The sequence below is a fragment of the Winogradskyella sp. A3E31 genome (assembly GCF_046720935.1).
In the GTDB taxonomy this organism is placed as follows: Bacteria; Bacteroidota; Bacteroidia; order Flavobacteriales; family Flavobacteriaceae; genus Winogradskyella.
Map to the genome: position 1 here is coordinate 303532 of NZ_JBHNWH010000002.1, position 12678 is coordinate 316209.

General features: G+C 36.4%; 6 protein-coding genes and 2 tRNA genes. 1 reads left to right on the plus strand and 7 read right to left on the minus strand.

Annotated features, from left to right (window positions below; all coding sequences use genetic code 11):
- Positions 1-105: 105 nt before the first annotated feature.
- The 5 genes from ACFEMA_RS03845 to ACFEMA_RS03865 all read right to left on the minus strand — a co-directional run bounded on the left by ACFEMA_RS03845 (position 106) and on the right by ACFEMA_RS03865 (position 10738).
- The gene (locus ACFEMA_RS03845) at positions 106-1044 is read right to left on the minus strand and encodes a glucan endo-1,3-beta-D-glucosidase (protein WP_411766687.1); all 939 of its coding nucleotides are present in this window, start codon (positions 1042-1044) and stop codon (positions 106-108) included.
- Positions 1045-1054: 10 nt separating this feature from the next.
- A complete protein-coding gene (locus ACFEMA_RS03850) occupies positions 1055-3199 on the minus strand; it encodes a PKD domain-containing protein (protein ID WP_411766688.1) in 2145 nt (714 codons plus the stop codon).
- 10 nt (positions 3200-3209) lie between these two features.
- Complete coding sequence (locus tag ACFEMA_RS03855; protein ID WP_411766689.1) at positions 3210-4673, minus strand: RagB/SusD family nutrient uptake outer membrane protein; 1464 nt, start codon at positions 4671-4673, stop codon at positions 3210-3212.
- Positions 4674-4680: 7 nt separating this feature from the next.
- A complete protein-coding gene (locus tag ACFEMA_RS03860) occupies positions 4681-7698 on the minus strand; it encodes a SusC/RagA family TonB-linked outer membrane protein (RefSeq protein WP_411766690.1) in 3018 nt (1005 codons plus the stop codon).
- Between the two features lie 235 nt (positions 7699-7933).
- On the minus strand, positions 7934-10738 hold the full coding sequence (locus tag ACFEMA_RS03865) for a triple tyrosine motif-containing protein (RefSeq protein WP_411766691.1): 2805 nt from the start codon (positions 10736-10738) through the stop codon (positions 7934-7936).
- A gap of 217 nt (positions 10739-10955) precedes the next feature.
- On the opposite strand from ACFEMA_RS03865, the gene ACFEMA_RS03870 reads away from it, so the two are divergent.
- On the plus strand, positions 10956-12407 hold the full coding sequence (locus ACFEMA_RS03870) for an SLC13 family permease (RefSeq protein WP_411766692.1): 1452 nt from the start codon (positions 10956-10958) through the stop codon (positions 12405-12407).
- 36 nt (positions 12408-12443) lie between these two features.
- On the opposite strand, the gene ACFEMA_RS03875 is transcribed toward ACFEMA_RS03870, so the two are convergent.
- Both ACFEMA_RS03875 and ACFEMA_RS03880 read right to left on the minus strand, forming a co-directional pair.
- Positions 12444-12528 (minus strand) — tRNA-Leu (locus ACFEMA_RS03875).
- Positions 12529-12571: 43 nt separating this feature from the next.
- Positions 12572-12643, minus strand: a tRNA-Gly gene (locus ACFEMA_RS03880).
- Positions 12644-12678: the final 35 nt, after the last annotated feature.

A 12678-nucleotide genomic window follows, 5' to 3' on the forward strand; every position in this document is an offset into this window, starting at 1 on the left:
TTTGTAAATCGCTCCTGCTAAGGTTTTTATGAGAATGCATTTAAGTTAGTGAAAAAATAGGCCGTTTTTAAATTAAAACAGCCTATTTATCTTTTTCTATTATCTTTAATCTTCTGCTATTAGCGTAAAGCCCCAATCGAATTGATTATTGCCATCTGTGGATTTAACCACCATCTCATTAGACGTACGACTCAATATTTGATATTGATGATTGCCACCGATGTAGTATCCTAAAAATCCTATACCGCTTAAGCTAAGTGTCTCTACACCGCCTGGAGCAGATAAGGACCAAGTTTCATTATAATCCTCATAGCCATAGTTTTCAATGTCAGCACCGTTTTGAGTACCACCACCTGCGCCACCAAGCTCATTTATAAGGACTTCTCGCCCAAAAACAGTACCTGAAGGATCTACAGTAGGATCGTCATTGGTGTTGTCCACTATGTGAGTGAAGGTTCCGTCGTCAGTAAAAACATATCTGTCGTCATACATACCAACACCGGCTTTACTATCTGCACCAGCAGAGAAAAACGAAAATGGGTCACCACCTACAGGTCCCAATCCAAAATGACCACCTGCTTCGTTTTTAATTCGCCATGTCCTCGATCCATCCCCTCTCAACATCTGTAACAAATCTTGTGGTGGCTCATAAAGTGATAAAACATCAATCTCAACCGTTCTACTTGAAGACACGCCCCCAGTCCCATAAGCAATTACAGTAATAGGGTATGTGTTATTCCCTAGAGTTGCAAAAATATGAGAGACCCCTCCAGACTGTTGTACTTTGGTCTGACCTTGGATCACAACCTGATAAGAAATGGCATCATCTGCTGTCACAGAAATAAAAACCTCACCACTCCCTAATCCAGGTGCAGTAGTTTCTTCTGCAATACCGTCATCATTTGTGTCGTCAAGGTAAGTGACGTTTATATCAATATTTGTAGGAGTTACAATGTCTCCAAATTCTAAATCATCTTCTTGACAACTCGTAAAGAAGAGTAGTCCAATAAAGAATGTGCCAATTATATATTTAATGTTTTTCATAATTCTAATTTTAATTGGTCAGTTTTATATTATCAAAGTAATAAGTTTCGTCAGCGACACCATCATTACCAAAATCTGGAAATAGAATAACTCTGTCATAAGAGTTATTAGGATCGAATGCAGCGAAAGTTGTTAAGTCGAAGCTTAAAGTTTCCCATTGGTTAGCTACTGTAGTATTTACAAAAACTTCAACAACCACACTCGGATTTCCATTACCATCTGGTGGTGAATTAGAATCTTCCATTTTATAAAGTATTTGTGTTCCTGCGGCAGGAGACCAAACATCAACAGTAACTGTGGTGCCATTTGCAAAATTAGTTGCACCAGCTAAATTAACACCAGCACCTGCAAAGAATTGTGCGCCATTTGTTTTTACAATCTCAAACACTTTACCAGAGGTATTGATCCCTGACATATCTGGATTTGCAATTATTGCATGATTGGCACCACCGAAACTAAATGCCCCATAATCAAATAATGATGACTCAAAATTTAAAGGTATTGATGGAGATGGTGGAGTTGCACCGCTGATTCTTATATTATCGAAATAATAAGTGCTTCCGGTACCTGAGTTACCAAAATTAGCGAAGAAGATAGATCTATCGTATGCATTTGAAGGGTCAAATGCGCCAAATGTTGTTAGATCAAAAGCTAAAGTTTCCCACTGGTTTGCCACTGTTGTATTAACTAATACCTCTACCACAACTGATGGGTTTCCATTACCATCTGGAGGAGATGAGGAGTCTTCCATTTTATATAATATCGGTGTCCCTGCTGTTGGTGACCAGACATCTACAAGTATCGTTGTTCCTTCTGAAAAATCTGTTCCTCCTGCAAGATTTATACCTGCACCAGCCCAAACCTGTGCACCAGATGGTTTTTGAAGTTCAAAAACTTTTTCAGTTGTATTAATACCTGAAGGATCAGGGTTGTTTATTATACCAGCAGGGATAGGCTCAAAATTAGGGCCCCCAAAACTAAAGATTCCATAATCAAATGTTGCTGATTCAAAACCAACTGGAATGATTGGTTGGGTTTGAACAGACGGCGCTCTATAAAAATAAATATTATCTATAAAGGCTGTTCCTCCTCCAGAAAACGGTGTGCCAACATATTTTATTTGGTGGATATCAGTAACTGTAAACCCTTCTTGGTCTGTATAGTCCGAAATAGGAATATCAATGCTTGTCCATGCGTTTGGAGTTAACTCCACAGTTACAGGACGTTCTCCATTAGATACACTTATCAAAGAGAATTCAATGCTCTGTAAAACATCTGCTGTCCAGACCTCAAAGTGGACAAATTCCATCTCTGACACATCGATTGGAGCAGCTAATTGATTACCCTGGTAACTTATGTTTGTGTATTGTAACATTTCATCACCGTTAAGATCAAAAGTTCCCCAACTACTACCACAACAATCTCCTTGGCCCCAGTTAGGAAAGAAGTCCGTTCCTGGCTCGTTAGTATATACTTCGGTATATAATGAAATAACATCTGCTTCCGCTCTATCTGGAGGCGTCGGTGCCGAAGCAGTTGGCTGTTGTATGGCCGTTACTTCAAACTCTTCAACGTACTGAGTTGTTTCTATTGCAGCTCCCATTGCAGTCACTGTGATTGTATATGTACCAGGATCAGCGTAAACGTAAGATACTGTTGAATCGATATTACCAGTTAAAGGCTCACTTCCGTCACCAAAATCAACTTCAAACATTACAGCGAATTCAGCAGATGCAGTAACATTGACTTGTTTTGAAATGGCTTCATCATTTTCTATAGTGACCATTAAATTCTGTGGAGCTTGAAATGATACTACCAACTCTTGAGAAGTTTCCGTTGTTTTTCCGTTTATTGCTTTAGCTATTAACCCTACTGTGTATGTGCCTTCGGCATAAATATGGTCAAAACTCTCGCCAACTCCAAGGTCAACTGATTGTCCTGATCCATCACCTAGTTGAATGGTAAATTGAGTCGCTCCAACTCCATTTGGTGCTATAGTTACTGTACCCGTATTATCTTGTGTCACAGTAAAGTTCATAGACAAGTTTGAAGGTGCTTCAACATTATCAATAAAGTCTGTACTTCTATCATCTTCTGAACAGGTCAGAAGTAAGAAAAGCATTAAAAAACTGCTTATAACTTTTAAATTTTTCATAGTTCTTTTTTTAATATCCTGGATTTTGTTCCCATTGGTTTCCAGCTAATTGTATTTCTACCAACGGTATTGGGAATAATTCGTGTTTACCTGATTGAAAGCCTGGAATAGTACCTGCTGCTCTTCCTGTTCTTACCAAGTCGAAAAAGCGATGGCCTTCACCTACGAGCTCCAGACGTCTTTCATTATAAATGGCATCTGTAAGTCCACTCCCTGTTGCTGTAATATTGTTATCACTATTTCCAAAGGCTCTCTCGCGAACTCTATTTAAATATTGTTGCGCTCGTGTATCACTGATACCGCCTCTATTTAAAGCTTCTGCCGCCATTAAAAGCACATCAGCAAAACGAATAGATCTATAATTATTTGGGTTAGTTAAATTGGCATCACCTGTATTTAGGTCACCTTTTCTTGGAATATACTTTCTATTAAAGTATCCTGTATGCTCAAACCCTGTTCCAAAGGTTGCCCCTGTTTCTGTAGCCCAAGCTTCAATGTCTAAAATAGCAACATCACGTCTTAAATCTTCTTCGTCAAAAGCATTATAGGCTTCCTCAACGGGAACATTAAAACTAAAACCGGATTCAAAATCTGGCCCATTATAGTTTCTCACCCCTTGAAATCCTACGGCTACATTTCCTTCACTACACTGCAAACAACCAAAACCCGCACCTTGTTCATCGGTATATTGTACTTCAAAAACGGATTCGATGTTGTTTTCATTGTCGTTTTCGAACATGGTACTGTAATCCGTCAGCAAATCGTAAGGGCCATTTACAATAAGATCCTCTAACACATTTGCAGCTTCAGTAAACTTGTCTTGGTAGAGATATGCTTTACCTAAAAGTGCTTGCGCAGCACCTTTTGTTATACGTCCTTCTTGTGCTTGAGTATATGGTAAATTATCTGCCGCAAAAATTAGATCTGCTTCAATTTGTGCATAAATTTCTGCCTTTGGTGTTCTAGGTATTGAGAATTGATCACCGAATTGAATTCGTTGGTCCACAGCAAAAGGCACATCACCAAACCATTTTACCAATTCAAAATAATAATAAGCTCTTAAAAAACGGGTCTGTGCTAAAACACCTGCTTTACCAGGAAAATCGGTTTTATCCTGAAATTCCATAATATAATTGGCACGATTAACTCCTGCGTACATCCAGCTCCATATATCCCTTAATTGCTGATTGATTGAAGTGTGAATCATATCATCTACTTCTTGGATACCTGGGACATCATTGGCATTTTCTCCACCAGCCAATGTATTGTCTGATGCTATCTCACCCAACATAACGTTTAAATATGTTGATTGCAAAAGGTCGTAGGCTGCTATGAGGGCTTCTTGATAATCCTCTTCTGTATTAAAGAAGTCCTCTGAGTTCTCTGCATTTGATTCTACATCCACAAAGTCATCACTGCAAGACGCCATGATAAACAGTGCTAAAAAAATGTATGTGATTTTGAAATTTTTCATGGTCGTATTAAAATTTTAGATTCATTCCTAATAAATATGTTCTCGGATTTGGGTAAAACCCATAATCTATTCCACCACCAATAGGTGCACCATTAGATGTTGTTGGGTCATAACCATTATATTCTGTTAATGTAAACAAGTTGCTTGCAGAAACATAAAATCTTAACTTATCTAGACCCCATCGTTCTGCAGTTTCAGGTGACAATGAATATCCTAATTGTACATTTTGCAACCTTATAAAGGAACCATCCTCAACATAAAAATCAGAGAATAAAGTATTATTAGTTGCTCCTGTTGTTACTCTTGGGAAGGTGTTTGTAGAACCTTCACCCGTCCAACGTTGTAAATAATAAACAGTACGATTGGTATTTGGAAGGTTTCTTTCATAATTTCTTACAATGTCATTACCTACACTTGCAAAAGCATAAGCCCCAAAATCGAAATTCTTATAGTCCATTGTTAAGTTAAGACCCATTGTTGCATCTGGTATAGGATCACCAATATTAGTTCTATCATTATCATCGATAACACCATCGTTATTAATATCTACAAATATTAAATCCCCTGGCTGGGTATTTGAGTTAAGTACAGGCGAACTATCTACTTGAGCCTGATTCTGGAAAATCCCAGCAGTCTTAAATCCGCGGAAATATCCTATTGGTTGTCCCGCTTCCATACGTGATGGTTCTGCCTGACCAATTCCAAAGGCACCTCCAGGAATAAAGTCTCCAGAATCACTAACAGAAATAACATTATTGTCTAAAGTGGCTACATTATATTTTACGTTGAGATTAAAGTCTTCACCTATGCTCTGGTTATAGCCGATAGCAAATTCGAAACCTTTGTTTTCTACCACACCAGCATTAATAAATGGTGAGCCTGAACCTGGTGCTGCCGCTCCTAATAATCCAGAAACTGGTGGAGCAACCAATAAATCCTCAGTTCTTCTTTGGTAATAATCTAAAGTGATATCGAGTTTATTGTTCCAAAGTCTCATATCTAAACCTACATCCCAAGTTCTTTGCTTTTCCCACTTAATTTGAGGGTTAGAAATAGCTCCTGGTGTTGTTCCAAAGACCAGATTATCTCCAAAAACGTATTCTCCTTCACCATTTAATAAAGACACAAACCTGAATGCCCCAATTCTATCATTTCCTAAAATCCCGTAAGATCCTCTTAACTTTAAGAAGTCTATCACAGAGCTGTCATTTAAAAATGACTCATCTGAAGCTACCCAACCTACAGAAGCTGAAGGGAAGTAACCAAACTTGTTTTCAGGGCCAAAATTACTTGAACCATCTCGGCTAAACACCGCAGATAATAAATATTTACCTTTATAGTTATATTGAACCCTAGTTAAATATCTAAGAATTGTTTTTTCAAAACTCGTTTCATTTGGAAAAATATTTTGAATTCCCGTAGCCTCTTCTAAACTTGCATTATTTATACTATTATTTCGGATTTCGAAACCAACAAAACCTGTATTATTACCAGACTCTTTACTTATTACAGTTCCTAATAACACTTTTAGGTTATGGTCCTGGTTGAACGTTTTTTCATAAGTTAAATAAGCATCAAATAAATAATCTCTAAAATAACTTTTCGTTTCTGCGACTTGGTTTCTTTCAACATCAAAGACCTTGTCTACCGTCCCTTGAATTCCATAATCGATAATTGGCGAAAAAGTCTTCCCTCTTACTTGTGCATAATTAAACTGATAACTAACGTTAGCAGTAAAATCATTTAAAAAGGTGTAGGATAGATTAAGGTTTCCGTTAATTTTATCTACAACACCTCGGTTGAAAGTATTATTTATTTGTTTGTTTGGGTTTACAACCTCAAAACCTAAACCGGTAGCTGCTCCATTTGGCCCAATTGTAGGAGCCATATTTATGGCATTAAATAGCACAGATCCAATTCCTGTTTCAGGCAACGTTCGTCTTGTTGTATGTGTCCAAGTAATCCCCCCGTTAAACTTCAAATTTTCTAAAATATCTAGGCCATAACTTGCTCTTTTAGTTAATCTCGTGAAATTGGCTTTATCTCCTCCTACAATACCGTCTTGTGTTAAGAATGAAGCACCATAGGCATAGGTAGATTTTTCGCCACCACCTCTCAAGGTAATTGCATTATTAAAAACTGGAGCTGTTTCGAACACCTGGTCTTGCCAATCTGTTCCTTGTCCCAATCCAGAAACATCTGGAAATGGCAACGCATCACCATTAGCCACATAAGCCTCATTTAACAAAAGACCATATTCAGTAGCATTAAGCAATGGTAACTTACGTGTTGTTTCTTGTACTCCACCATATACATTATACTCTACAGTTAAAGGCATGTTTTGTCGACCAGACTTGGTTGTAATTAAAATAACCCCGTTTGCAGCCTGCACCCCATAAATACCTGCAGTCGCATCCTTTAAGACATTAACAGATTCAATATCGTTTGGATTAATAACACTTAAATCCTCTACTCGTGTTCCATCAACTAAAATTAACGGTCTTGAATCCCCATTGGTTGAAATACCACGTATATTGATAGTTGAAGCTGCACCTGGCGCACCAGAATTAGACACAATATTCACACCAGCAACCTGTCCTTGCAGTGCCTGCTCTATACGTGTGGGTTTTAGGGTTTCTATGGTTTCACTAGATACTACCGAAACAGCACCAGTAATTTCTTTCTTTGTTTGTGTACCATAACCAATAACTACAACCTCATTAAGAGCCTCTGTATCTTCCTGAAGGATAATAGTTAATTCCTGGTCACTTGTAACCGTTACCTCTTGCGTTTGAAATCCTAAATAGGACACCACTAAAGTTGAATTAAGTGGCACATCATTTAAAGAGAATTTACCGTCAAAATCCGTAATTGTCCCTCGTGTTGTGCTTTTTAATATAATATTAACACCGGGAAGCGGCTGATTGGATGTAGCGTCAACAACACTACCTGTAACATTTATATTTTGGGCACTGAGTTGTGCCGCAAAAACAAAACATAAGATTTTAAAAAATTTTGAATACATATTAGTCAAATTAGAAATTGCAACTTATTACTAATTGTTATGAATTCAATAAATTTTCGCTATACAAAAAACATACATCTTAATATTATAAGAAGAATTTTACGATTTTGATAAAGAAGCATAGTGAATTCAGTATCTAGATAGCTTAAGAAGCTATAAAACTACAACGCAATAGTAGGTATATTTAACAATATGTATAGGTATTGTATAGGTGTTTGTAAGAGTTGTATAGCTATTAAATGTCCAGTATGTAGTTTGTTAAACTGGCTTCGTGAGGTAAATTCATCTTTTTACGTAACCGGTAGCGTTTAACTTCTACACTTCTGGGAGAGATGTTAAGTAGTGGGGCTATCTCTTTTGAAGCCAAATTGAGCCTTAAATAGGCGCACAATTTTAAATCGTTTGGGGTTAACTCTGGATGTATGTTTTTTACTTTTTTTAAAAAATCCTTATCTGCGTTGTTAAAAGCTTTTTCAAAAAACTTCCAGTCATCTTTATTATTAATATTTCTATCAATAACCTTAATTACACTTTTAACATCCTTTACTTGCTTTACATCTTTTAGCTCATTTTTTATGCCACTTAAAAACTCGTTTTTCTTGATAAGATTCATAGTAGATATACCGAGCTCCCTGTTTTTATTTTCGATGTCTTGACGTAGACTCTTGTTTCTAAACTCAACCAGTTGCTTCTGGTTTTCTAACTCCTTATATTCCAACTCGCGTTCTTTAATTGCTAAGGCGCGTTCTTTTTGATTTTTATAATATGCCCGAGTAATAACCTGAATACCTAATGTAATAACAACAAACAGCATGCAATACCCTAAAATAGCAACAGTAGTTAAATACCAAGGCCTTTTAATATTGAAACTATAAGTCGCTGTATTTTCAGACAAGTGGTTCCCTACTTTTGCCCTAACCTCAAAAACGAAATTTCCGTGTGGAAGGTTTTCAAATATAGTTTCAGAATTTATTGACCACTCACTCCATTCATTATACATCCCTGCTAATCTGTATTGATACTTAGGTGGAGCATATTTACTAAAGCCAACTATACTGTATGTGAATTTTAAAGTGTTCTCTTTGTTTTTTAAGTTGGTCTCTTCACTATTTAATTGCAACAATCTTCCGTCACCATACAATGGGCTGTAGGCCACCGAATTGAGTGTAACCATATAGTCCTCTTTTTTAATTTTTTGAAGGTCAATGACCATATAGCCCTCTGTAGTCCCTAAGAGATATTCACTTTTATTTAGGTATAGTATATTCTCAAAACCAACTTTAAATTTTCTTTCTTGATCTGGAAGCGAAATTTTATGAATTTTAATATCACCTGTTAGACTCTCTGCTTCTACATAAACAATGTGATTTTCAGTAAAGCCCCATAATCTATTAGCATTAGAATCATATATGAGTCTGCCCGACACATAGGTTGCGTCCTTAAAAATAGTGCTGAGAATACTGTCTCTTTGAAATACAGTCTCTGACTCATTATATTTAAAAACACCATCATTATATGAGTAATAGATGGCATCGTTATATTTAATTAAGCTAGTACCTTTCCCTATTTCTTGGTCTAGTTTCTTATATTCAAGAACCTCATTTAAATCGTTATCTAAGATGAGTTTATAAACTCCTTTATACTCATGGCTTACCAACAATTTTGTTGGAGTAACAAACTCAAAATATCTTGAAGATATATCAAAACCCTTGAGTTTATTCCTTAAGCTCCATTTACCATTATTATTTTGGAATATAAATAGTCCCTGATAATTTCCTTGTATCAATAAATTGGGGTTGTTAGGTATCGCTTTTATGCCCCATGCTCCTCTTTCAGTACTTATTTGAATTGCATCACGGCCATCGATAACAAAAGTGCCCTTATCGTGTCCACAAAAAAGAGTGTCTCCGATTTTATCCAAACCCCATACTTGGCCTTTAGTGCTTGTAACGAACTGAAAATTTTCTTCAGAGCTTTCTTTTTTATAAAAAAGCCCCTGGTTTGTCCCTAAATAGATGTTTCCATTATGCCTTGCCGATGCATATATAGTACCTAACACCCCTTCACTGTCTTTGTAAAAATTAAAAGGTGAATTGAAGTTTATAACACTAATCCCATTGTCTAACCCAAGCCATACGTTACCAGATTCATCCTCAAAAAGAGAAAGAACAGTATTATTTCCTAAACCATTCGACTGATCTAACTTAAATATAATATCCCCTTTATCATTTAGCTGTATTATCCCTTTAGAAATAGTGCCCAATAGAAAAGTCCCATCTTTTAATCTTATACTATTATACACACTACTGTTGAGCAAGACTGAGTCTGCATTTATATTCCATTTTGATAAAATGCTACCTTTTAGTTTATAAAAGCCTTTTTCACGTGTCTGAATGAGTAAGCCATCTTCTATGCTAAAAATATTAGCGACTTCATTAGCTCCTATATCGTTACCATCAATTAAAAGTTGTTCAGATCCTTTATCTATTTTAAAAATACTGCCATTTATTTTTTGAAAGTAGATATTGTTATCGACTATATACATCTTAATAATCCTAGATTTTGAATCGATAACCCTAAAAAACTCTTCACTTTCATTATATATAAAAATCCGATCTAGCGATTGAAATATTACTCTACCCTCTAATTCGGTTATATCCCAAAACTCCTCATCCTCAATAAGTTTATCCTCTAATCTACTTGTGAGAGATGTATAGGTTAATGTACCTTTGGCATTCTTTATCCAATAGCCAAAATCCATATAACTTCCTGTATAAATCCTGTCATTAATAACCTCAATTGACCTTAAAATAGTATTATTTGGAGTTTTGTACAGATTCCACTTCGCACCATTAAATTGAAGTAACCCCTCGTTATTGGCCACATAAATAGTTTTGTCATCCGATTGGGAAATAGACCAATTTTGATCTTCGGCATTATAATCTTGTGGTGAAAATATAACTATAGGAGGCAATTCTTGGGTAAAGCCCAACAACGTCCAGAAACAAAGGAATAATGAAATACAAAAATTATGTCTCATAAAAATCTCTCCCTATGTAAGAGTTTGTTAAGGTAGTAAATATATAATAATTCAGTCTTTAAAGCTATTGCACGCAAATATTGAAGCACAATGTATAGGTCGAAAATTATACTAAATTTTATCTAATAATTAAAAACATCTATTTTATTGAAACTAATTCACTTTCTTATCTTATTCCTACATAAATTTAACCCATTAATTAACCACCATTAATTGAATGAAGTTAACCAAGCAAACCACAGGCCTTTTTCTAGGACCAGTATTATTCATCATTATTCTTGTTTTTTTTAATCCAGAAGGCTTGAGTCAAGAAGCCAAAGCTATATTAGCATCTGCTGCTTGGATTGCTGTTTGGTGGATTACCGAGGCACTTCCTATTGCAGTTACTGCTCTTTTACCTATACTTTTATTTCCGTTAAGTGGCGGGCTCCCGTTATCGGAAACTACAGCTTCCTACGGACATAAATATATCTTTTTGTTTATTGGTGGTTTTATTTTGGCCATTGCCATTGAGAAATGGAAACTGCACAAACGTATTGCACTGACTATTATAAAAATCATAGGAACTAACCTCATTCACATCATTCTAGGCTTTATGGTTGCTACTGCTTTTTTATCCATGTGGATTTCTAATACCGCTACATCAGTGATGATTTTGCCAGTAGGGATGGCCATTGTTGCCCAATTGAGAGATATACCTGAAACTATAGAGAACGAAAATCTAATTTTTGGAAAAGCTTTGATGCTCGCTATAGCCTATAGTGCCTCCATAGGAGGGATGGCTACCTTAATTGGAACACCACCTAACCTTGTTTTAGCTGGCGTAGTCCAAGAAAGTTATGGGGTTGAAATTACTTTTGCACAATGGTTTTCTTTTGGATTCCCTATAAGTGTTTTATTTCTTTTCCTTAGCTGGCTATATCTCACACGGATTGCATTTACCTTTAAACAGAAACAATTTGCAGGTGGTAAGGAAGAAATAGATCGTCAATTAAAAGAGCTGGGCGAGATCTCTTATGAGGAAAAAGTGATTTCAATAGTATTTTTGCTTACAGCATTTGCTTGGATCAGTAGATCATTTTTACTGGCAGAATTTATTCCTGCCATTGATGACACTATAATTGCTATTACTTGTGGGATTACCTTATTTCTTCTCCCTTCTAAAACAAAAGGTAAGCGACTTTTAGACTGGGGAGATACCATAAATCTACCTTGGGGTATTCTTTTGCTTTTTGGCGGTGGTATGGCTTTAGCCTTAGGTTTTGAGTCTAGCGGATTAGCGGTTTGGATAGGTACACAGATGACGTCTTTACAAACTATTCCACTTATTTTATTACTCTTGGTATTGATTGCAATAGTAAATTTCTTAACAGAAATCACCTCAAATTTAGCAACCACAGCCATGCTGTTACCAGTATTGGTTTCTATGGCAAATGCCATTGGTGTGCATCCTTATCTTTTATTGGTGGGTGCAACCGTTGCCGCTTCTTGCGCTTTTATGCTACCCGTAGCAACCCCTCCAAATGCGGTTGTTTTTGGCTCTGGTTATTTAAAGATAGAAGATATGGTAAAAAAGGGTGTATGGATGAATATTGTTTCCATCTTACTATTAACCGCTATAGTCTATTTTATTTTGCCTTTACTTTGGGATTTAAATCCCTTAGAATAAAAAAAAGCCTCCATCTAAAAAAGATAAAGGCTTTTGTACTGAAGGCGGGACTTGAACCCGCACGGCCATAATGGCCATTGGATTTTAAGTCCAACGTGTCTACCAATTCCACCACTTCAGCATTTTGGTTACAACAGTAACCAAATTGGTATATTTTGATGCAGAGCGAAAGACGGGATTTGAACCCGCGACCCTCACCTTGGCAAGGTGATGCTCTACCCCTGAGCTACTTTCGCAGTTTTTAATGAACTATTCGCTCTAAAAGCGGATG

Coding starts and splice junctions, on each gene's coding strand:
- ACFEMA_RS03845 (WP_411766687.1), bottom strand. CDS start 1,044: ATGAAAAACATTAAATATATAATTGGCACATTCTTTATTGGACTACTC.
- ACFEMA_RS03850 (WP_411766688.1), bottom strand. CDS start 3,199: ATGAAAAATTTAAAAGTTATAAGCAGTTTTTTAATGCTTTTCTTACTT.
- ACFEMA_RS03855 (WP_411766689.1), bottom strand. CDS start 4,673: ATGAAAAATTTCAAAATCACATACATTTTTTTAGCACTGTTTATCATG.
- ACFEMA_RS03860 (WP_411766690.1), bottom strand. CDS start 7,698: ATGTATTCAAAATTTTTTAAAATCTTATGTTTTGTTTTTGCGGCACAA.
- ACFEMA_RS03865 (WP_411766691.1), bottom strand. CDS start 10,738: ATGAGACATAATTTTTGTATTTCATTATTCCTTTGTTTCTGGACGTTG.
- ACFEMA_RS03870 (WP_411766692.1), top strand. CDS start 10,956: ATGAAGTTAACCAAGCAAACCACAGGCCTTTTTCTAGGACCAGTATTA.